This window comes from Rhizobium sp. BK512, from assembly GCF_014194915.1.
Lineage (GTDB): Bacteria > Pseudomonadota > Alphaproteobacteria > Rhizobiales > Rhizobiaceae > Rhizobium.
In genome coordinates this window covers 1,134,818-1,155,604 of record NZ_JACIAS010000001.1, presented here as the reverse complement: position 1 = coordinate 1,155,604, position 20,787 = coordinate 1,134,818, and the positions used below count along the sequence as shown (strand labels likewise).

The window sequence follows — 20,787 nt, the reverse complement described above, 5'->3', positions numbered from 1 at the left end:
CGCCTCAATAGGCCGCTTCATAGATCGAGCGTATGTCAGTACGCGTCAAGTCGCGCGGATTGTTGTCGAGCAGCCTGCGGATGGCGAACGCGTCGTCAGCCATGGCGTCGAGATCGTTCTTCGGCACGCCGAGGCCCGACAAGGTCATTTCGATGCCGAGGTCGGCGCAAAAGGCATAGGCTGCATCGAAGACCGATTGGACGGTATCGGACGTGTCATAGCCGAGGGCTTCCATTACCGCCTTTGTCTTCTCCGGTACGGCCGGTGTGTTGAAGGCGAGTACATGCGGGAAGATCAGCGCATTGGCGGCGCCGTGAGCGACGTGCCAGCGGGTGCCGAGCGGATAGGCAAGCGCATGGCCGCCCGCCGTGTTGACCGGGCCGAGGCAGAAGCCGCCATAGAGCGAGGCCAGCGAAAGGCCGGCACGAGCTTCGGCATCCGAGCCGTCGCGGACGGCGCGCGCAAGATATTTGCCGACAAGCCGCGTTCCTTCGATCGCATACATGTCGATCATCGGATGCGCCTTGCGATTGGTGAAGGCCTCGACGCAATGGGCCATGGCATCGACACCGGTTGCCGCCGTGGTGCGGGCCGGAACGGAGAAGGTCAGCGACGGATCGATGACGGCAATGTCGGCGAGCATGTGAAGGCTCTCGACCGCGAGTTTGGCCTTGGTCTCGGGATCTGTTACCAGAGCGCGGATGCCGGCCTCGCTGCCCGTGCCCGATGTCGTCGGAACCTGCGCGAGCGCTACCTTTCGCGGACCCTGCACCTTGTTGGGGCCGACAACCTCGCGAAGCGTCTGCCGAGAGCCGGCAAGTACGGCAGAGAGCTTGGCCAGGTCCATGGCGCTGCCCCCGCCGAAGCCGACGATGAGCTCAGCCTGCGCCGCTTCGGCCGCAGCAAGCACCTTGTCGAGATTGGCAATATCCGGCTCGGGCGTAACATCCGAGAAGACCGAAACTTCGCCGTTCAACTGCAGCATATCGATGCGTGCGGCATTGAAGGCGTCCGAGATAATCAGCGTTCGGAGATAACCCTTGCTGGCCGCCCAGGCGCCCAATTTCCCCGAGGTTCCGACGCCGAACTCGATCAGGTGTGGCCGAACAACGGTAACAGGTGAATCCAAACTGACCATAAACGGTCCTCCCGATGCGCGACGGACTTGACCGTCTATCATGTAAAGTTGTTATCCTGTCCGATGGTTTTTGGCAAGAATGAATGCGGATTTTTATCGCATGTTGATTGGTTTCGGCGATCGCAAAGGGTTTCTTGAGCCGAGAATTCAGCGCAACATGTTGATATATATTAAATATATGTATTCCGAGACGGCGCTTCGTCTCGCTGGCTCAGCTTGTCAATCGCGTGTGGTTCATTTGTAAAATGACTGCGAGTATTGGCGGGCCGAATTGCTTCAAACATTCGGCCCGCCAATACTCGCAGTCGGCTATTTTTGATGACTTCTAAGTAATTGATTCTAATGGAAGGCGGACATATTTTATGGCGCGTCGATAATAGGTGTAGGCCACGTGAAGTGCGCCATCCGGCCCCTGCGTGATGGAGGGGTAGGAGAACTCGCGATTGAGCCTATCCTTCGAATTGTTGCTCAGGCAGTAGCCGTCGCCGGTATCGAGATCGAGTTTACGTTCGAAATGACCGCCTGCATCGGCAGAAACCGCAAGGCTGAGCGGCGCGCGCGGAACTCCCCAGATGGCCTTTCTGGCCGGGATATTCGACATTTCTGCGACAGGCGCCTTGTAGCTTTCAATCTCGTCATAGAGGGACTGACGTCTGGCGTCGGAGGAGGCGGCGTTGCTGTGGTTGTAAACCATCGCGATTCTCCGGTCCGTCAGCCTTGTGGCCTGGATCGAGGAATTGTTGTTGGGCAGATTGGTCGGCTCGGGCGCACTCCAGGTCTCGCCTTGGTCTGATGACAGCGAAGCGCGAATGTTTTCCGAATACCGGTCGCGGAAGAAAGCGATCATCCTGTCGGCACCGACCGGCACGATATTCATGTGCACAGCACCCAGACTGTTTTCTATCTCCTTCATCTGCCAGCTTTTTCCGCGATCGCGGGAGATCAGAACGCCTGCTGTGTCGGCGTCGCCGCTCCATCTCTGGCCGGGTAGGCTGATGCAACGGAAGACGGGGAGCAGCCAGTCGCCATTGCCATTCACGATAATTTGCTGGCGCACGAAGGTGCCGGGCAGGTCGCAGAGAATGGTGGGTGCGGCAAAACTCTTGCCGCCGTCTGCGGAGATCCGGCATTTGACAACTGCGCCGTCCTGGTCGCCAGACGTTTGCGAAGTATAGAGCAGCCAGACACGGCCATCCGGTGCGTTGAAAATCAAGGGATTCTGCTCGGATCTTGCCGGATCATCAGACATTTTCTCAGGTTCGGACCAGCGATCCGCGCCGGGAGCGAGCCGCGACATGTAAATCGAGATGTCACCCATGCCCTCCATCGTGCCGCCGAACCAGACGCAGGTCAGCGTGCCATCGGCCAGAAAGGCGAGATTGGCGGCATGGTTCTGAATGCAGGGAGAGGGCAGATAGGCATCAAAACGGCCAGTCTGGGCGGTATTTGTCCTGAGGACACCGTCCATCAAAGCCGGCACGTCCTCGGGCTTCAAACCTGTCGTTTGCATGGCATTCCTCCTTTACGGCAGCTTGGCATAGCCTTCGGCGAGTGCCGCGTATTCGGCATCATTGAGCGGCACCAGCGGCGGGCGCGTGCGTCTCCAATCTGCATTGCCGGTCTTCAGGCCGACCATGGCCTTGATCGTCGGGATCTGCACATAGGAGTTCGACAGGGTGCGGAAGGCATTGATGCGCGCCTGTGCGGCCTCGACCTCAGCACCCTTCGTTTCGTCGTGAACGTGGTCGTAAACCGTGCGCAGCGAGTTTGCGACGAGGTTCGACGTGGCGGTGATGCAGCCGGCGCCGCCAGCCTTCAGGAGTGGTAACAGCAGCGGGTCGGCACCACAGAGTACCGAGAAGCCAGGGCAGGTTGCGATGATTTCCTGCATGTTATTGAAATCACCGGCAGATTCCTTAATGCCGACGACCGTCTCCGGGAAGGCTTCGACAAGGCGGCTAATCAGCGGAATGGAGAGCGGAACGCCTGAGACCTGCGGGATATGATAGAGGATCACCTGCAGCCTGGTATCGCCGATCTTCTCCAGAATCTGCGCATAGGCGGTGAACAGCCCTTCGTCGGAGACGCCCTTGTAATAGAAGGGGGGCAGCATGACCGCCTTGGTAACGCCGAGCGAGAGCGCATGTTTCGTCAACTCGACTGTCTCGGGAATGGCGACAACGCCAGTGCCCGGCAGGAGCTTGTCCGAGGGAATGCCAGCCTTCAGTGCGGCTTCAAGGATCACACGGCGCTCAGCGGAAGAGAAGGAGTTGGCTTCGCCCGTCGTTCCGAGCAGCGCCACGCCGTGACAACCTTCTTCGATCAGTCGCTGGCAATGTTCGGTGAACAGGCCGAGATCCGGGCTGCCATCGGCGTTGAGAGGGGTGGTAGCGGCGCTATAAACGCCTGTAATCTTGTGATTGCTCAAAGTTGTCCTCCTCGTCAGATCGAGCCCTCCAGGCGCGTTCTTACGCTGTCGTATTCATCCCAATGTGACGGAGTTGTCAATCTTACAAATCTGAAAACTTCGAACGCCAATCTTTATGATATTGATTTTTCTAGACAAATAATTGGCGTTATCGCATTTAATCTTTCATTCGTTATTTTCCATTGACAGATTTACATTATCGCGCAAATGTCAGGGCCATATCGCGCAGCTTCGGGGAGGTCTTTCGAAAGGCGCGCTATTTGCCACGGAGGAGCAAATGACAATTGGTAACGACCAAAACTTTTCGCAGATTTCCCGTCGTAACGCGCTGAAGCTCGGGCTTGCGGCCGGCGTCGGCTTCTCGCTCTTTGGCGCGAGCGCCCGCATCGTCATGGCGCAGGACGGCCAGGTCTTGAAGGCCATCAATCCGGCCTTCGACCAGGATTGGTCGCCGCTGCGCGGCGGCGGCAGAACCTTCCGCTGGAACTCCTTCTGGTGGGCTTCGCCGATGTATTTCGACACGGAAGGCAAGATCCAGCCTTACGTCTTCACGAGCTGGGACTCGCCGGACAAGAAGGTCTGGACTTTCAAGATCGACCCGAAGGCCGTCTTCTCCGACGGCAGCAAGATTACCTCGGCCGATGTCAAGGGCTCGTGGCAGGTTTCCGCCATGCCCAATACGAAGAACCAGCGCGTCGATCAGGTTCTGAGCAAGGTCGCCGGTTATAAGGAAATGTCTGACGGCTCCGGCAATGAGCTGACCGGCGTTGCAACGCCTGACGAATCGACCGTTGTCTGCACGCTGACGGAAGCCGATCCGATCTTCTTCATGCGTCTCGCCAACCATATCGTTCCGATCACCAAGGCTGAACAGTCGCGCGGTAGCGACGGCGAGGAAGTAGCTGATTGGTACAAGCCAGACAGCAAGGCCGTCTATTCCGGCCCATTCAAGCTGACGGCAATCGATATCGATGCCGGCACACTCACCTTCGAGCCGAACGAGAAGTTCTTCGGCCCGAAGCCGAAGCTCGCCCGCATTGAGATCAGCTCGATCGAAGACAATGTCACCGCGACCTCGCTGATCAAATCAGGCGAATATAATGCTCATACGGAGCTCGTCACCTCGACGATCATCCAGGATCTCGGCCCGGAATTTTCCGCAGGCCCGCTGATCCCGACCAGCCAGCATTTCTGGTTCAACACGTCGCGCGCGCCAATGGATGACCCCAAGGTTCGCCAGGCGCTGATCATGGCGGTCGATCGCGATGGTCTGTTCAAGGCGTCCTATCCGGATGGTCCACACAAGAAGGCCGACCAGATCCTGAACTCGGTTCCGGGAGCGGACAATTCCGGCTTCGAACCCTATCCGTATGATCCGGCAGCGGCCAAGAAGCTGCTGGCTGAATCGAGCTATGGTGGTCCGGAGCGTCTTCCCAAGCTGCTGTTCGTCGGCATTTCCGGCCCGGCGATCCAGGCGGCCGCCCAGTTCATCGCCGAGCAGTGGCGCCAGAATCTCGGCATCACCGCGGTCGACATGAAGCCGCAGCAGGACTCCTATGCCGGTCCGGACCAGAACGCGGTGCAGATCTTCCGTGATGACGTCGGCACACGTGTTCCCGATGCCGTCTCCTATCTTGCAGGCTCCATCGCGTCCTCGTCTTCGAATGCCCAGAACAAGCTCGGTGGATACAAGAACGCCAAGGTGGATAGCCTGCTTGCCGAAGCGGCGACCAAGGCTGCCGACGACCCGGATCGCGTGAAGCTGGCACAGGAAGCCCAGAAGGTGTTCCGCGACGACTGGGCCTTCCTTCCATGGTATTCTCAGGCGATGTCACGCTGGGCAACCAAGGAAGTCAAGGCGATGGAAAAGAACCTCGACTGGCAGGTCGTGGCTCCCTGGGACGTTTCCATCGGCTGAGGCCGATAGCAGGGCCGCATGATGCGGCCAAAGCAGCGGCGCGAAGGCCGAAAGGTCTTCGCGCTACGTTTCAAGAAGAACCGGCGGCTGCGGCCTCCCGCGGGAATGCGCCGGGCAAGAATGGGAGGTGGCCTTGCTACGCTACGTGCTCACGCGATTTGCCATCTGGATTCCGTCCGTCCTGGTCGTGATGATGGCCGTCTACGCGATGGCCTTCTATGGTGCGGGCGATCCGATCAAGCTGATCTTCCTTCGCGCACCCGGTGACGTCGCCTATAACCCGCAGCGCATCGAGGCGATCCGCGAAAGTGCAGGTCTCAACAAACCTTTCATCGAGCAGTTCGGTCTTTACATCTGGAACCTCCTGCACGGCCAGTTCGGCAATTCACTGAGCTCGGGTCGTTCGGTCTGGGCCATGGTCTCTGCCGCCGCGCCCGTCTCTTTCCAGCTCGCTCTCTGTTCCATCATCCTGACGGCGGTGGTTGCGATCCCGCTCGGGATGATCGCCGCTCTGAACCAGAACAACCGTGTCGACTACACAATCCTCGGTACAGCGCTGTTCCTCTGGGCGATCCCGGCCTATGTCGCCGGTCCGCTATTGATGGTGGCGCTTATCGTGCTTCTACCGATGATCAAGGTGCCCTATGGCTGGGGTGGCATCTTCGATGTGCGCATCTTCCTGCCGCTCATCGTTTTGTCCTTCCAGCCGGTCGCGCTCATCGTGCGCCAGACGCGCGCCGCCGTCATTGAAGTGCTGTCCGAAGATTTCGTTCGCACCGCCCGCGCGAAGGGCGTGCCGGAAATCGTTGTCGCGCTGAAGCATATTCTGCGGCCAGTGCTAACGCCCGTCGTTACACAGCTTGGCCTCATCATGATCACGATCGTGAATGGCGCGATTTTCGTCGAACTCGTCTTCGGCCTGCCGGGTCTCGGCCGGTTGACCGTGCAGGCGCTCACCAACTCCGATTATCCCGTCATTCTCGCGATTACCCTGATCGGATCCTTCCTGGTCATGGCGTCGAACCTGCTGGTCGATGTGCTCTACCCGCTGCTCGATCCTCGCGCTAATGATTCCAGAAGGAGCCGCTGACCATGTCCGCCATTCCTCTTTCGACGATCGACACAGCCGAGGAACCGCCCGTCAACCTGTGGCGTGATGCCTGGCATCGCCTGAAGCGCAACAAGCTTGCGATCTTCGGCCTGATCGTGATCGTAATCCTTGCCTTCGCGGCGATCTTCGGTCCGTCTCTGACGCCCTATGACTATCTCAGCCAGGATCTTGCTTCGCGCAACGCGCCGCCATCACTGGCGCATTTCTTCGGCACCGACGATCTCGGCCGCGACGTCTTCAGCCGTATCGTCTTCGGCACGCGCACGGCCTTCCTCGTTGCCGTCATCGTCACCTTTATCGCTGTCGTGATCGGGCTTCTGCTTGGCGCCATCGCTGGCTTCTTCGGCAATCCCTTCGACCGGGTCATCATGTGGCTGACGGATGTGACGATGTCGGTGCCGAACCTGCTTCTCGTCGTCGTCATCAATGCATCGCTGAAGACGCCGATCACCCGGTGGATGGAGGCGCAGTATCTTGCGACCCTCAATCCCTTCTATCGCCAGACGGTCTGGGTGGATTTCATCCTGGTCTTCGGTTCGATGGCACTCATCTCCTGGCCGCCCTATGCGCGCCTCGTGCGCGCCCAGGTTCTGTCGATCCGTAACCGTCCTTACGTCATGGCGGCACAGGCGCTTGGCCTTTCCAACTGGATCGTCATCCTCCGCTACATCGTGCCGAATGCGCTCGGTCCGCTGATCGTTTCCGTCAGCGCCGGCCTCGGCACGGCCATGGTGCTGGAAAGCGCCTTCAGTTTCCTCGGTGTTGGCGTCAATCCGCCGACCCCCAGCTGGGGTAACATGATTTCGGACGGCCTGCGCGTCTGGCAGCATTATCCGCATCTCCTCGCCGCTCCGGCGGCCGTGCTCGGCCTTGCCTCGGTGGCCTTCAGCTTCCTCGGCGACGGCCTCAACGACGCACTCAATCCGCGGGGCAGCAAATGATGAATGCAACAAGCAACGAACGTCTGCTGGACGTGAAGGATCTCACCATCGAGATCGATACGCGCCGTGGCCCGGCCGTCGTGGTTGACGGCATCGACCTCCACGTCAACAAGGGCGAAACGCTGGGCGTCGTCGGTGAATCCGGCTGCGGCAAGAGCCTGACGATGCTGAGCCTGATGCGGCTGTTGCCGAACAAGATCAAGGTGACGAAGGGAACGGCGACGTTCGACGGGCGCGACCTGCAGACGATGTCGAATGGCGAGCTGCGCAAGGTGCGCGGCGGCGATGTCGGCTTCGTCTTTCAGGATCCGATGACCTCGCTCAATCCCGTCATGCGCATCGGCGACCAGATCTGCGAGCCGCTGATCTACCATCGCAAGATGTCGAAGAAAGAGGCGCAGGGTCGGGCCGTCGAGCTTCTGCGCCTCGTCGGCATCCCCGGCCCGGAAGAACGGCTGATGGCCTATCCGCACGAGCTTTCGGGCGGCATGCGTCAGCGCGTGATGATCGCGATCGGTCTTGCCTGCAATCCGAAGCTTCTGATCGCCGATGAGCCGACCACCGCGCTCGACGTGACGATCCAGGCCCAGATCGTCGATCTGGTGAAGGATCTGCGCGCCAAACTCGGCATGTCCGTCGTCTGGATCACCCACGACCTCGCGCTGATCGCGGGCCTCGTCGATCGAGTCGCCGTGCTCTATGCCGGGACGGTCGTGGAAGATGCGCCGGTGGACGAGCTCTATGCTCGTCCGAGCCACCCTTATACGCGTGGCCTGCTGTCCTCGATCCCGAAGCTTTCGGATGCGCCGGCAAGCCGGCTCTCCTCGATCGGCGGCACGCCGCCAGAGCCTGGCCGTCGCCCAAAGGGCTGCCCCTTTGCGCCGCGCTGCCCGCTGGCCGAAGCCGTCTGTCATGAACGCGTGCCGCGTCTTGAGCCGATTGCCGGCAATAAAGCGCATCGCGCCGCCTGTTTCGTCGTCCAGAGAATGCAGGAGGCTGCGTGATGGGTGCTCAACCGCTCTTGAAGGTCGAAAACCTCGTCAAGCATTTCCACGTCAAGCTCGGTGCTTTCGGAGAACGCTCGGCGACCGTCTATGCGCTCGACAATGTCAACTTGGAGATCATGGAAGGCGAGACGCTGAGCCTCGTCGGCGAATCCGGCTGCGGCAAATCGACAACCGGCTTCACCATCCTCAATCTCTACAAGGCGACGAGCGGCAAAGTGGTCTACAAGGGCCAGGATATCGCCACGCTCGATGAAAAGCAGATGCGGCCGTTCCGCCGCGACCTGCAGATCGTGTTCCAGGATCCTTATTCGACGCTCAATCCGCGCATGACGGTCGGCGAGGCGATAGGCGAGCCGATCCTGTTCCACAAGCTTGCCACCAAGGCGGAACTGAAGGACAAGGTCGCAGCCCTGCTGACCGATGTCGGCCTGCCGACGCGTTTTGCCCAGCGTTACCCGCACGAGCTCTCGGGCGGCCAGCGCCAGCGTGTCGTCATTGCGCGTGCGCTTGCCTGCCAGCCGAAATTCATCGTCTGCGACGAGGCGATCTCGGCGCTCGACGTGTCGATCCAGGCGCAGATCATCAACCTGCTGCTCGATCTGCAGGAAAAATATGGCCTGACCTATCTCTTCATTGCCCATGATCTGGCCGTCGTGCGCCACATCAGCACGCGGGTCGGCGTCATGTATCTCGGTCGGCTGGCCGAGCTCGCAACACGCGAAGAGCTCTTTGACAATCCGCTTCATCCTTATACGAGGGCGCTGCTCTCGGCCGTGCCGGAAACCGATCCTGAACTGGAGCGCAACCGCAAGCGCCAGATCCTGCAGGGCGATGTGCCGAGCCCGCTGAACCCGCCGACCGGCTGCCGTTTCCACACGCGCTGCCCGATCGCGATGGAGGTTTGCAGCAAGGTCATTCCGGAATGGAAGGAAGCAAATCCCGGCCATCTCGTCGCCTGCCATGCCGTCAATCCGGGGCAGACTTCATGACGCTGAAAGTCGCCATCATTGCCGACGACCTGACCGGCTCGCTCGATACCGGGACGCCCTTCGTGGAGGCTGGGCTGTCGGTTGCCGTGGCCATCGATGTCGAAGCTGTCGGCAAGGCACTTGAAACCGGCGCCGAAGTCGTTGTCGTCAATACCGCTTCGCGCGGATTGCCGGAAACTGAAGCGGCCGCGCGCGTACGAGCCGTTGCCGAGACCCTGCGCGCTGCCGGATCGGCCGTCTTCATGAAGAAGATCGATTCGCGGTTGAAGGGCAATGTAGCGGTCGAAAGTATCGCGCTCGCCGATGTGCTTGGTCTCGAGACAATCCTCATGGCGCCCGCCATTCCCGATCAGGAGCGGATCACCTACCGTGGCTGCGTGGTCGGGCGCGGTGTGGACCATCCATTGCCGATAGCCGAGCTCTTTGCCGGATCTGGCCGTGACGTCATGGTTGCCGATGCCGAAGACGATGCGGATCTCGACATTGTGGTCGCAGAGAATGACTGGCGTTCCACCCTTGCCGTCGGGGCCCGTGGTCTGGGTTCGGCGCTCGCGCGCCGGCTCGGCGGACCTGCACGGCTGACGCCGGAATTTCTCGCGGCGCGAAAGACGCTCTTCGCCTTCGGGTCCCGCGATCCGATCACAGCTGCGCAGATGGATCGTCTCGAAGCGTCGGGCGCACTGCGCGTCGTCGTCGATGCGCCGATGGGCGTGGTCGAAAGCGGCGAGGGTCTGGCGCTGCCGGCGCTGATGCGCTGCACGGGCGAAATGAAGACCGAGGCCGCGCTCGTTGCCGCTCGCTTTGCGCAGGGCGTGAAATCGGTCATAGATGATACAAATCCGAACATGATCATGGTGGGCGGCGGCGATACCGCGCTTGCCGTTTTCCGCGAACTGGGCGTTTCGGTTCTGTTGCCTAAGGGTGAAATCGAGGCCGGCATTCCGTGGTTCGATGTGACCGGCGCCGACGGGCGGCAATTTCGTTGCGCGGTCAAGTCGGGGGGCTTCGGCAATTCCGATAGTTTGCTAAGACTGATCGTTCGGAATCAGGCGGCTTGAGCGAATGCCAGCAGGGAGAATGAGAGTGGATGAAGCGAATGGCGGATCGGTGAATCCGGAAGCGGCGCCCGCAGCCCGGCCGGGCAGGGCCGTGAAGCTGGTCGACCGTGTCTTCGATCAGCTGATGGAGCGGATCCGCGCTGGCAACTATCCGCCGGATTCACGCCTTCCGGGTGAACATGAGCTGGCCTCGCTGCTTGGCGTCTCACGCCCTATCGTGCGCGATGCACTGGCGCGTCTGCGGGAGCAAGGGATCGTCTATGCACGGCAGGGGGCCGGCACTTTCGTCAGTGCGCATGGTTCGCCAACCGCGCAGCTTGCCTATTCACCGGTCAAGACGATTGCCGATATCCAGCGCTGCTATGAATTCCGCCTAACGATCGAACCGGCTGCCGCCTATTTTGCCGCCAAGCGCCGCGACGATGCCGCGATCCAGAAGATCGCCGCAGCCCTTGCCGATCTGCGTGAAGCGACGAGCCATCAGTTGCACCGGGTGGATGCGGATTTCGTCTTTCACCGCGCTGTCACCGAGGCAGCTAACAATCACTATTACACTGCCTCCATGGATGCGCTGAAAGCGCATATCGCCGTTGGGATGCATCTGCACGGACTTTCGTTGCTCGGCCCGCGGCCGGGCCTTGAGCAGGTGTATCAGGAGCACAACGAAATCTACAAAGCGATCGCCGAGGGCAGGGCAGAGAATGCCCGTGACCTGATGCGCGCTCACCTGGAGGGTTCACGCGACCGTCTGTTTGAAGGACGCGTGCTCGACCTGTCCTTCTGAGGAAGGCGGCTTCCGGAGGTGGACTCGAGGCCTCATTCCTCGAATAAAACCCGTTCCGTCGCGAATATCTTGGTGATGTATTCGGCAACTGTCCGGATCGGCAGATCCTTGCGCTGCTGGCGTCGCGTGAGAAGCCAGGCCTCCCGCGGCGGCGGGACGAGCTCAAGCGAGCAGGCATAGAGGTTTTTTTCGCTGCGACCGATGTAATGCGGCAGGAGTGCCAGACCTGCGCCTGACCTGGCAGCCATCGCCTGGGAAACCTGATTGTTGGCGCGGAAAGACACGCGCGCATGCGGGAACTGGCGGGCCAGCCAGATCGCCTCTGGTACATAGCCGTTCACCTCGTCAAATCCGACGAAGACAGGTTCCGCGCCGTTTTCGACCTGCCGGCAAACTTCCTGCGTTCCGTAAAATCCGTATCCGATCGTCGCGAGCTGCTTGGCAATGAGATCGCCGTCCTGCGGTTTTGTCAGGCGTATGGCGATGTCGGCCTCGTGGCGTTCAAGGCTTATGGTGCGCAGGTCAGTCGCAAGGTCGATGTCGAGGCCCGGATATTGTTTGGTGATCTCCGCCAGACGGGGGATCAGGAAGCCCTGCGAGAGTGCGGGCGATGCGTTGATGCGCACCAGCCCTTTCGGCGTGTCATCCTTCCAGCCCCGTCCAAGCGTCTGGACAGAGGCTTCCATATCGCTTGCTGCCGTCAATGCGCGGGTTCCCGCGGGTGTAAGCACATAGCCGTCCGGGCGGCGCTCGACCAGTTTTTCGCCGAGAGTTTCCTCCAGAGAATGCAGCCGGCGGGCAATCGTTGCGTGGTTGACGCGCAAGGTGCGGGCGGCGGCTGACAGGCTGCCGTGCCGCCCCAGCGCCAGAAAAACCCGGATGTCCTGCCAGTCCGGCTCTGTGCGTTTTTTATCAGGCATTGGCAAAGAATAGCGAATTTTTCGCAGAAGGGAATGGGACTAAATAGAGGCGACCTCGAAACAGAAAGGTTGCCGACATGACCTCCTCCAGTCTCACACTTACGCTGATCGGCGGGCCGACCGTCCTAGTAGAATACGGTAACCTTCGGCTTCTCACCGATCCAACCTTCGACCCGCCGGGCCTCTACAAGGAAGCGCCTGTCCGCTTCGAAAAGACGTCTGGCCCGGCCTTGTCAATCGAAGAGATCGGCAGGCTCGACGCTGTTCTTTTGAGCCATGATCAGCATTTCGACAATCTCGACAATGCCGGCCGGGCAATGCTTCCTGGCGTTGGCACCACCTTCACGACGAAGGCTGGAGCAGAGCGCTTAGGCGGCAATGCTCTAGGTCTCGCTCCCTTCGAAACCGTCACGCTGGAAGGCGCCGGTGGTGAGAAGCTGCTGGTTACGGCAACGCCGGCTCGCCACGGCCCCGTCGGTATCGAGCCGATTTCCGGCGATGTCGTGGGCTTCGCACTCGGCCGCGAAAAGCCGGGCGACCTCCTCTACGTGACCGGTGATACGGTCTGGTATGAGGGCACCGCCGAGGTCGCGCGGCTCTTTTCTCCCAAAGTCGTGCTGCTGTTTACGGGGGCTGCCGAGCCCCGTGGCCGCTTCCACGTGACGATGGGCAGCGAGGATGCTCTGGAGGCAGCGCACGCCTTCCCGAACGCTCTCCTCTTATCCGCGCATAACGAAGGCTGGGTGCACTTTCGCGAAACTCAGGATCAGCTCGCGCACACTTTCTCGGTTTTCAAACTCAAGGATCGCCTGCAGCTCTTCGAAAAAGGCAAGCCGCTCGCCGTCGACCTGACGGCCTGATCACCTCTCAAACATGGCGCAAAGCGTCATCTTCCAAGGAGACATACCATGAGCAATGAACAGAAAGTCGCAATCGTTACCGGTGCCTCGCAGGGTATCGGCGCAGGCATCGTCGAAGCCTATCGCAAGGAAGGCTATGTCGTCGTTGCCAACTCCCGCAATATCCAGCCGTCGTCGGATGCAGGTGTCATCGCAGTACCCGGCAGCATCGGCGAGCGTGGTGTCGCCGAACAGGTCGTGAAGACGGCCGTCGAGCGTTTCGGTCGCGTCGATACGCTGATCAACAATGCCGGCATCTTCATCGGTAAGCCGTTTACCGACTATACCGTCGAAGACTTCAACAATGTCATCAACGTCAACGTTGCCGGCTTCTTCCATGTCACGCAATTTGCCATTGCCGAGATGCTGAAGCGAGGCCATGGTCACATCGTTCAGATCACGACGGCCCTGGTGGATCAGCCGATTGCCGATGTTCCGACGGGTCTTGCGACCCTGACCAAGGGGGGGCTTGACGCTGTCACGCGCGGGCTTGCCATCGAATATGCCAAGAACGGCATTCGCGTGAATGCAGTGGCGCCCGGCATCATCAGGACGCCGATGCATGCGCCGGAAACGCATGCTTTCCTCAGCGCCCTGCATCCTGTGGGCCGCCTGGGTGAGGTGAGCGAAGTCGTCGATGCCGTGCTCTATCTGGAGCGTGCCGGCTTCGTCACCGGCGAAACGCTGAATGTCGATGGCGGCCAGCACGCTGGTCGCTGGTAAACCGAGAGAGTAGCCAACGGACGGGGCGCTCATCGCCCCGTCCTTCAAGGAGAACGACAATGCCCTATGTGAATATCAAAGTGACGCGTGAAGGCACGGCTCCGGGTGCAAACAGCACGACGCCGGAGCAGAAGGCAGCCTTGATCAAGGGTGTCAGCGATCTGCTCTTCGACATCATGGGCAAGCCGCATGACAGCACCTTCGTCGTCATCGATGAAGTGGAGATGGAAAACTGGGGTGTGGGTGGGCTGCCCGTACCTGAATATCGCAAGCAGCTTGCGGAAAAAGCGGCAAAGCAGAAATAGTGTCGTGGCGGCCCGCAAGGCTGCCACTCGCTTTGCAATCAAGCGCAATGCATGGAGCATCGTGTCATGGGCAACTGGCAGGACAATCGTATCATCGACCTCTTCGGGATCGAGCTTCCCATCATTCAGGCACCGATGGCGGGGGCCACCACACCCGAAATGGTGATTGCGGCCAGTGAGGCCGGCGGCCTCGGATCCCTTCCTGCTGCGCTACTGACGATCGAACAGACGAAAGCGGCGCTCGACCAGATCCGCTCGGCGACATCAAAGCCGATCAACGTGAATTTCTTCGCACATGCCAATCCGGCAACAGATCCCGTTGCCCAGATGAAATGGCGCAGTGTGCTTGCTCCCTATTATGTCGAGCTGGGGCTCGATCCTGCTGCGCCGGTTCCGGCGGCAGGGCGGGCGCCGTTCGACAATGACTATTGCGCGCTTGTCGAAAGCTATCGGCCCGAGGTCGTCAGCTTCCATTTCGGCCTGCCGGGGGCGGACCTGCTCGAACGCGTACGGCGCACGGGTGCGAAGATCATCGCTTCAGCGACGACAGTCGCGGAGGCGCGCTGGCTGGTGGAGCGAAGTGTCGATGCCGTCATCGCCATGGGATTGGAAGCCGGCGGGCACCGCGGCAATTTTCTTGACGACGACATGATAACCCAAGTGGGCACGATGGCGCTCGTGCCGCAGATCGTCGATGCCGTTTCCGTACCTGTCATCGCAGCGGGTGGCATCAGCGACCGCCGGGGTGTTCGTGCCGCTTTTGCACTTGGTGCGTCTGCCGTTCAGGTGGGGACTGCCTATCTCTTGACGCCGGAAGCAAAGGTCACGGCCTTTCACCGCGATGCGCTGAAATCGGCGCGAGATGACAATACTGCCTTGACCAATATCTTTACCGGTCGTCCCGCACGCGGCATCGTCAATCGCATCATGCGAGAGATCGGACCACTGTCCGAGACTGCGCCAGCATTTCCGACTGCTGGCGGCGCGCTTGCACCGCTGAGGGCAGTGACCGAGAAGGAAGGCAGGTCGGATTTCAGCAATATGTGGGCTGGTCAGGCAGCAAGCCTTGCGCGCGAAATGTCGAGCGCCAAGCTGACGCGGTATCTCGTTGAAGCCGACTAGGTCGGGCTGGCGACGGGAACAGCAGCCGTCCATCGGACGAGTATTCTGCCACGAAGCCTCAGCCCTCCGCGCCCGCGGCTTTCGCCTGCTGCTGGGCGGTTCGTAAGGTCGTTGCGGCGGCGGCAGCGCCATTCTTGTCCTCGCCGCCGACCTGCACCATCGGCTGGGCGAATTCGATGCCGTTGTTCTGGAAGGCCTCACGGATCATCGCATAGGCCTTGCGCCGGATATAAGTCTGCATGCCAGGCACCGTCGTCATCGCGAAGCTGAGGACGATGCCGTAATCGCCGAATTCCTCGACGCCCTTCATCTTGAGCGGCTCGATGAAGAGGGGCCCGACTTCGGCATCTTCTTTCAGCTCGGCGCCGATCGCCTTGGTAATTTTCCGGGCCTTGTTGATGTCGGTGTTATAGGCGACTGAGATACGGAACTTGTCGATCACCCAATCGCGGCTCATGTTTTCCACGGCACCAAGCTCCCCGAAGGGCACGGTGAAGACGGGGCCTCGGTGATGGCGCAGCCGTACCGAGCGCAGGCTGAAGCCTTCCACCGTTCCCTTGTAGTTTTTCGCCTGAATATATTCGCCGACACGGAAGGCATCATCGAACATATAGAAGACGCCGCTGATGATATCCTTGACGAGGGTCTGCGATCCGAAGCCGATGGCAACGCCGAAAATGCCGGCGCCGGCTATGAGCGGCCCGATCTCGACGCCGAGCTGGGAGAGCACGATAAGGGCGGCCATGACGACGACCATGACCGCGAGCGCATTTCGGAAGATCGGCAGCAGCGTGCGGAACCGCGCGCGTTTGGCGGCGTCGGCAGGCGCGAGACCGGTGGAATCTCCCGAGGTCTTGATGGTGCGGTCAATCCAGCCTTTGGCAAGCTGCCAGAGAAGATCGGCGATCAGGAGCACGATGACACCTTTCAGCAATCCGGAGAGAATGGCTGATACCGTCGGGTTCTGCTGTGCGATGGAACTGGGGTTGAAGCGCCAGACGAGCGCCAGCCAGCCCACGGCGAGCGCGGTGACAATTGCGCGGCTGCCGCGCACAAGCAATATGCTCTTAGGGCTTTCGGGCGGCGCCGTCGTCAGCGTTGCCGCGGCCCGGCCTGTGGCCCGCAACAGATCCGGCAGAACAAGGGCGTAGACGCCGATCCAGAAAAGGCCCTGCAGCGCGAGGCACCAGAGCCCCCACAGGAGGCCCAGGAAAACGGTCAAGCCGGCCTTTATGACGAGGGGGTGGCTTAATGCCGACCAGACAGTTTCAATCGCGAGTACCAGCAAAAGGATGGAGAAGCAGTAGGCGATCGCCTCGGTGACAGCGGGATCGATACCAAGCGGTCCTCCAAGTGTTGCAGTTGCCGCGGCGAATAAGGCGATGCCGAGAAAGATCTTCGCACGGATGGCGAGCGCGGGGCGGTCGCTTTCCACGAGACCGATCAGCACTGCACCGACGCGATAGACGATGAAGGCAACCAGGTAGGCAAGCAGCACGAGCCGGGCGAGCGGCGGCCATTCAACGGCGAAGAATATGATTGCCACGACCACGGTGAAAACCGCCACCGGGACAAGCCGGGCGATCGGGCCGATCGATGCAGGCCGGACGCGCCTGTAGAGCCATTCGGCTGCCCCGCCGATGGCGACCAAACCGGCAAAGATCAGGAAGATCGGTGCATAGCCGTGCGAGATGGCGTCGTGGCGCGCACGGGCAGCGCCCTGATACATTTCAGAGGGGATGCGCGGAACTGCAGCAAGGATGCCGTCGATGCGCGCGCGGGCCTGTGCCTCCCAAGTCGCAAAACCCGATGGCTGAGCGGCTGCGGCTGTCGCGTCCTGTTCCTTCTTGCGATTTTCCAGCCAGGCCTGGATTTCGGGATCCTGCAGCAAACCTATCAACTGGTCGATCTTCTGCTGGGGCGGCGGTGGCGTGGTCTGCGCCGCTACCGAAGTCCCGATGAGGAAAGCCAGAAAAAATACCGCCAGCCTGATCATTTGCCATGTCTCCCGGCGGAGCCGCCGGCCGCAGAAAAGCTCGTTACCGATCTGTTCATGCACGGCTCCTTCCATACTGGAAGAATGCGCACAGCCGACGCGTTTATGGGAGTACTTTACTGTAAACTCTGGCGTAAAGGCGGGGAAAAGGCGTAAATGGCGGCGGATTTACGGTAACGTACTTCCATCTTGCACCTGTCACTTCATAGTCGAGCTGGGTGAGCAGGAGGCACGGATCTCCAATGGACAAGGAAGGAGGCATCAAGCGGAACGCTACGGAAACCGCACAGCGCGGGCTGTGGCGGCTTATGCTGAAATTACCCGCGATGCGGGGTCGGTTGCAGCTTCTCGCATCGAAATCCCGCTCGCTCAACGATCTCTTCGAGGCTTATGAGGAAGCGAGCCTCACCTTGGAACGCCTCATGCGGCAGCAGGGAGAGGAACACTGTCCGATGGTGGTTGAGTACGAGACCATCTGTGCCGAAATCGAATCCGACATCATCCAATACGTGCTGGAACACCGCCCAAATGTGCCGGATTGAGGTGTAAACTCCCGTTAAAATCGATCGCCTGCTGGTTTTGTTAGCATTTTCGGTTGCAACCGGCCACCGTCTCGGCGATAAACATCTCTGTTCTACTTTAGCCTAATCAGCGCATACGGGGCGGTCATGGGTGCTGAAGTACACTACGCAAGGGCATCCGAAGTATCGTTGTCAGAGGCCAGGGCGGAACTCGAACGAATTCTGTCCGACCCTAGATTCCATGCTACGGAACGGCAACGGGCCATTCTCAGATATCTTGCGGAAAGGCGTTTTGCCGGCTGCGAGGAGGGCGTGAAGGCCTATTCCATCGCTCTGGATGTTCTCGGGCGAGCGAGCAATTTCGATGCTTCGAACGATCCAATCGTGCGCATTGAGGTCAGCCGGCTGCGCTCGTCGGTCGAGAACTATTACGAAGCCTTCGGTGCCGAGCGGGATGTGACAATCCATATCCCCAAGGGGACGTATGTGACGCTTTTCCCCCGGTCACACCTGTCTTACGAACATGAAGAGGATGAGCTGGCGCTGGAAGGCGATTTGCCTGAGATGCCGGATGATGTTCCGGTTCCCGAAGTTGCCGAGAGCATTGTTTCCGCTCCACCCTCAGGGCGACCATTGGCGATGCATGCGGGTGTAGCGCTGCTGCTCTGCGCCGCGATTGCCGCAGGCGTTGCCGTCTACGCATCGAAGCCGCCTCTCACGGTTCGTCCGTCGGTCACTCTTTCCATGGATGCCGTCGACACCAGGTTGCAGGGCGAAGCCAGCCAGACGCGCGACATGCTGTTGACGGCGCTGACGCAATTCCAGACGCTGACGGTTGCGAAGTCCGGTTATGCGGATGTGCGTACCCAAAAAGTGGTCGGAATGACCTATGAAATCGACATGAAATATTATGGCGACGGCGATATCAGGAGCGTCTGGTGGCAGATCGTTGACCGTCGCTCCGGCGACCTCCTGAAATCGGGGCTCGAAGCGATCGCCATCGACGGCAAGAGCCCTGCCGCTGCCCGACAGGAGATTGTCGACGTTCTTGCTCGCCGCTTTGCAGCGACACGGGGGGCGATCAACAATATCGAAACGCATGCCAGCAGCGCGGAGTCCATCGGAAACGCTTGTGTTCTGCGCGCTGAATACCAACTCGATGACGGCAGCTCGAGCGATATGGCGGCGGTGCGCTCCTGCCTGGAACGGACGCTTGCGGCCGATCCGAGCAATTCAGATGCAAATGCGCTTCTTGCTCGTGTTCTCATCGCGCCGGAGGGCGCTGCCGGAGATGCCATGGTGCGCGCGCGCGCTCTTGGTCTGGCAAACCGTGCGGTTTCAATCGCTCCCATGTCGGATCGCGCCCACGTGGCGCTGATGATGGCGCAATTCGCCGATGGGCGCATCGATGCCGCATTGCAGGCAGGAAACCGGGCGATTTCGCTCAATCCGAGCAATCCCGATGCGGTGGCGAAGTTTGCCTCCGTGCTGTTTTCGGTCGGCTACTTCGATGCCGGCGTCTCCATGGCGCAGGATGCGGCACGGGCTGTCGATATCGTGCCGCGCGATGCCATGCTCGTTCTTGCGCTGGATGCCTATCGCCGAGGGGATTGGTCGGAGGCTTCACTGCTTGCCGAACAAGTGAACTGCACTGATTTTGTCGTGCGCGCCTTGCGCGCCGCAGCACTCGGCCAGCTCGGTTCGGACCAGGCGAAAGAACGGCTTGCCGATGTTAGGGGCAGCGATCCTGATTTCGAACGAACCCTGCGGCGGAAGCTGGAGGCGAGACGCTTCCAGCCGCTGCTTTCGGCAGAGATTGAGGAAGGGCTCGCCAAGGCTGGAGCAGTGTTTGCGCTCAACGACGTTACCGGAGCCGTGAGCCGATAGATGGGACCAGATGCTCGCGTCCGCTGTCTGCAAAGCTCATCTGAAAGCCAGTCCGCCGGTGCTATGGGAAAACTCGAGGCGTCTGTCCTGTCGGCTTCCATTGCAAGGGCGACACAAGATTCCGAAGACGATAGGCCTGTTTACGGCGGCGTTTACGGTGCGGTTTACCGTAACGTACTTACGCCGGAAGCTGGAGATGTATCCTATCGGCACAGGGGCAAAGTTCATTTCGTGGGTCAGCAGAGGGATATTGGATGCGAACCACCGTACTATTGCTTTCCGCGGCCATTCTGGCTGCACCCGTAGTCGTGCAGGCTGCGGATATTGCTCCTGTTCTGGCACCCCAGCCGCAGCCTGCCGAGCCGGATAAATGGACTTTTTCAGTATCGCCCTATTTCTGGGTAGCCGGCATTACCGGCGATACCGCCGTCTTCGGCCTTCCGGAAGTTCATACCAACGAAAGTTTCAGCGACATTCTGTCGGATCTCGATTTTGCTTTTATGGCCGCCGGCGAAGCGCGCTACGATCGTTTCAGCGTCGTTACAGATATCGCCTATGTCCGCGTGACCACGGATTCCGCCACACCGCGCGGCATATTGGCCGATGAGGTCGACCTGAAGGAGGAAACATTCACGGCGATGATTGGTGCAGGCTACGCGGTGATTGACGATCCCCGTGGTCGCCTCGATGTCATCGGCGGCGTGAAGATCTGGTACACTGAAACGACGATTTCCTTTTCCGGCGGGCCGCTGGATGGCGTGTCGGGCACCGATGAGGCCACCTGGGTCGATGCCATGGCAGGATTGCGCGGCGTCTATTCGATTACGCCTTCAGTCTATCTGACAGGGTGGGGTTTGATCGGTGCCGGTGGCGCCGATCTGGACTGGGATGTGATGGCGGGTATCGGCTACAAATGGAATGACTCCATTTCGGCAATGGCCGGCTATCGCGCTCTTGGCGTGAACTACAGTGACGACACCCTGACCAGCGACATCGTCGAGCACGGCCCGATCCTTGGCGTCGTCTTCCATTTCTGAGAT

19 protein-coding genes are annotated in these 20,787 nt (G+C 60.2%); 14 read left to right on the top strand and 5 right to left on the bottom strand.

The annotated features are described in order from the left end of the window. Window positions 1-4: 4 nt before the first annotated feature. From FHX06_RS05780 to FHX06_RS05770, 3 genes are all read right to left on the bottom strand, one after another. Entirely contained in the window at window positions 5-1,138 is a 1,134-nt protein-coding gene (locus tag FHX06_RS05780) for an iron-containing alcohol dehydrogenase (RefSeq protein WP_113209956.1), read from the bottom strand. Between the two features lie 325 nt (window positions 1,139-1,463). After that, the gene (locus FHX06_RS05775) at window positions 1,464-2,648 is read right to left on the bottom strand and encodes a sialidase family protein (RefSeq protein ID WP_183878361.1); all 1,185 of its coding nucleotides are present in this window, start codon (window positions 2,646-2,648) and stop codon (window positions 1,464-1,466) included. A gap of 12 nt (window positions 2,649-2,660) precedes the next feature. Continuing rightward, complete coding sequence (locus FHX06_RS05770; RefSeq protein WP_113116806.1) at window positions 2,661-3,566, bottom strand: dihydrodipicolinate synthase family protein; 906 nt, start codon at window positions 3,564-3,566, stop codon at window positions 2,661-2,663. 277 nt (window positions 3,567-3,843) lie between these two features. On the opposite strand from FHX06_RS05770, the gene FHX06_RS05765 reads away from it, so the two are divergent. From FHX06_RS05765 to FHX06_RS05735, 7 genes are all read left to right on the top strand, one after another. Continuing rightward, window positions 3,844-5,484: an ABC transporter substrate-binding protein gene (locus tag FHX06_RS05765; RefSeq protein ID WP_112971305.1), complete on the top strand. Its 1,641-nt coding sequence runs from the start codon at window positions 3,844-3,846 to the stop codon at window positions 5,482-5,484. A gap of 133 nt (window positions 5,485-5,617) precedes the next feature. After that, window positions 5,618-6,574 (top strand): ABC transporter permease, encoded by a 957-nt coding sequence (locus tag FHX06_RS05760; protein ID WP_029616464.1) that lies wholly within the window; start codon window positions 5,618-5,620, stop codon window positions 6,572-6,574. A gap of 2 nt (window positions 6,575-6,576) precedes the next feature. After that, the gene (locus FHX06_RS05755; RefSeq protein WP_112543864.1) at window positions 6,577-7,536 is read left to right on the top strand and encodes an ABC transporter permease; all 960 of its coding nucleotides are present in this window, start codon (window positions 6,577-6,579) and stop codon (window positions 7,534-7,536) included. After that, window positions 7,536-8,540 carry an ABC transporter ATP-binding protein gene (locus FHX06_RS05750; RefSeq protein WP_113209953.1) on the top strand — a complete coding sequence of 335 codons (1,005 nt, stop codon included), beginning with the start codon at window positions 7,536-7,538 and terminating at the stop codon, window positions 8,538-8,540. Before FHX06_RS05755 ends, FHX06_RS05750 begins: the two co-directional genes overlap by 1 nt. Then, on the top strand, window positions 8,540-9,532 hold the full coding sequence (locus FHX06_RS05745) for an ABC transporter ATP-binding protein (protein ID WP_113209952.1): 993 nt from the start codon (window positions 8,540-8,542) through the stop codon (window positions 9,530-9,532). Before FHX06_RS05750 ends, FHX06_RS05745 begins: the two co-directional genes overlap by 1 nt. Then, a complete protein-coding gene (locus tag FHX06_RS05740) occupies window positions 9,529-10,590 on the top strand; it encodes a four-carbon acid sugar kinase family protein (protein WP_113209951.1) in 1,062 nt (353 codons plus the stop codon). The genes FHX06_RS05745 and FHX06_RS05740 overlap by 4 nt, the downstream gene beginning before the upstream one ends. Before the next feature lie 25 nt (window positions 10,591-10,615). After that, window positions 10,616-11,374 (top strand): FadR/GntR family transcriptional regulator, encoded by a 759-nt coding sequence (locus FHX06_RS05735; RefSeq protein WP_018115140.1) that lies wholly within the window; start codon window positions 10,616-10,618, stop codon window positions 11,372-11,374. Window positions 11,375-11,406: 32 nt separating this feature from the next. On the opposite strand, the gene FHX06_RS05730 is transcribed toward FHX06_RS05735, so the two are convergent. Further along, window positions 11,407-12,294 (bottom strand): LysR family transcriptional regulator, encoded by an 888-nt coding sequence (locus tag FHX06_RS05730; protein WP_183878357.1) that lies wholly within the window; start codon window positions 12,292-12,294, stop codon window positions 11,407-11,409. Between the two features lie 77 nt (window positions 12,295-12,371). On the opposite strand from FHX06_RS05730, the gene FHX06_RS05725 reads away from it, so the two are divergent. From FHX06_RS05725 to FHX06_RS05710, 4 genes are all read left to right on the top strand, one after another. Beyond that, entirely contained in the window at window positions 12,372-13,154 is a 783-nt protein-coding gene (locus FHX06_RS05725; RefSeq protein WP_018115138.1) for an MBL fold metallo-hydrolase, read from the top strand. A gap of 48 nt (window positions 13,155-13,202) precedes the next feature. Beyond that, window positions 13,203-13,916 (top strand): SDR family NAD(P)-dependent oxidoreductase, encoded by a 714-nt coding sequence (locus FHX06_RS05720; protein WP_018115137.1) that lies wholly within the window; start codon window positions 13,203-13,205, stop codon window positions 13,914-13,916. Window positions 13,917-13,975: 59 nt separating this feature from the next. Then, window positions 13,976-14,221, top strand: coding sequence for a tautomerase family protein (locus FHX06_RS05715; RefSeq protein WP_113014846.1), 246 nt, complete (start codon window positions 13,976-13,978; stop codon window positions 14,219-14,221). 66 nt (window positions 14,222-14,287) lie between these two features. Then, window positions 14,288-15,343 carry an NAD(P)H-dependent flavin oxidoreductase gene (locus tag FHX06_RS05710; RefSeq protein ID WP_183878417.1) on the top strand — a complete coding sequence of 352 codons (1,056 nt, stop codon included), beginning with the start codon at window positions 14,288-14,290 and terminating at the stop codon, window positions 15,341-15,343. A 58-nt stretch (window positions 15,344-15,401) separates the two neighbouring features. Here the strand turns inward: FHX06_RS05710 and FHX06_RS05705 are convergent, their stop codons facing one another. Next, window positions 15,402-17,339, bottom strand: coding sequence for a mechanosensitive ion channel family protein (locus FHX06_RS05705; protein ID WP_183878355.1), 1,938 nt, complete (start codon window positions 17,337-17,339; stop codon window positions 15,402-15,404). Between the two features lie 242 nt (window positions 17,340-17,581). Between FHX06_RS05705 and FHX06_RS05700 the strand changes: the two genes are divergently transcribed. The 3 genes from FHX06_RS05700 to FHX06_RS05690 all read left to right on the top strand — a co-directional run bounded on the left by FHX06_RS05700 (window position 17,582) and on the right by FHX06_RS05690 (window position 20,784). After that, entirely contained in the window at window positions 17,582-17,881 is a 300-nt protein-coding gene (locus tag FHX06_RS05700) for a hypothetical protein (RefSeq protein ID WP_018115133.1), read from the top strand. A 291-nt stretch (window positions 17,882-18,172) separates the two neighbouring features. Further along, the gene (locus tag FHX06_RS05695) at window positions 18,173-19,747 is read left to right on the top strand and encodes a hypothetical protein (protein ID WP_312866438.1); all 1,575 of its coding nucleotides are present in this window, start codon (window positions 18,173-18,175) and stop codon (window positions 19,745-19,747) included. Between the two features lie 254 nt (window positions 19,748-20,001). Further along, a complete protein-coding gene (locus FHX06_RS05690) occupies window positions 20,002-20,784 on the top strand; it encodes an outer membrane protein (RefSeq protein ID WP_018115131.1) in 783 nt (260 codons plus the stop codon). Window positions 20,785-20,787: the final 3 nt, after the last annotated feature.

Bases quoted from the DNA above. Each gene is read 5' to 3' on its own strand.
- FHX06_RS05715 (WP_113014846.1), top strand. From the start codon at position 13,976: ATGCCCTATGTGAATATCAAAGTGACGCGTGAAGGCACGGCTCCGGGT.
- FHX06_RS05705 (WP_183878355.1), bottom strand. From the start codon at position 17,339: ATGATCAGGCTGGCGGTATTTTTTCTGGCTTTCCTCATCGGGACTTCG.
- FHX06_RS05720 (WP_018115137.1), top strand. From the start codon at position 13,203: ATGAGCAATGAACAGAAAGTCGCAATCGTTACCGGTGCCTCGCAGGGT.
- FHX06_RS05730 (WP_183878357.1), bottom strand. From the start codon at position 12,294: ATGCCTGATAAAAAACGCACAGAGCCGGACTGGCAGGACATCCGGGTT.
- FHX06_RS05780 (WP_113209956.1), bottom strand. From the start codon at position 1,138: ATGGTCAGTTTGGATTCACCTGTTACCGTTGTTCGGCCACACCTGATC.
- FHX06_RS05740 (WP_113209951.1), top strand. From the start codon at position 9,529: ATGACGCTGAAAGTCGCCATCATTGCCGACGACCTGACCGGCTCGCTC.
- FHX06_RS05765 (WP_112971305.1), top strand. From the start codon at position 3,844: ATGACAATTGGTAACGACCAAAACTTTTCGCAGATTTCCCGTCGTAAC.
- FHX06_RS05710 (WP_183878417.1), top strand. From the start codon at position 14,288: ATGGGCAACTGGCAGGACAATCGTATCATCGACCTCTTCGGGATCGAG.
- FHX06_RS05750 (WP_113209953.1), top strand. From the start codon at position 7,536: ATGAATGCAACAAGCAACGAACGTCTGCTGGACGTGAAGGATCTCACC.
- FHX06_RS05745 (WP_113209952.1), top strand. From the start codon at position 8,540: ATGGGTGCTCAACCGCTCTTGAAGGTCGAAAACCTCGTCAAGCATTTC.
- FHX06_RS05755 (WP_112543864.1), top strand. From the start codon at position 6,577: ATGTCCGCCATTCCTCTTTCGACGATCGACACAGCCGAGGAACCGCCC.
- FHX06_RS05700 (WP_018115133.1), top strand. From the start codon at position 17,582: ATGGACAAGGAAGGAGGCATCAAGCGGAACGCTACGGAAACCGCACAG.
- FHX06_RS05690 (WP_018115131.1), top strand. From the start codon at position 20,002: ATGCGAACCACCGTACTATTGCTTTCCGCGGCCATTCTGGCTGCACCC.
- FHX06_RS05775 (WP_183878361.1), bottom strand. From the start codon at position 2,648: ATGCAAACGACAGGTTTGAAGCCCGAGGACGTGCCGGCTTTGATGGAC.
- FHX06_RS05725 (WP_018115138.1), top strand. From the start codon at position 12,372: ATGACCTCCTCCAGTCTCACACTTACGCTGATCGGCGGGCCGACCGTC.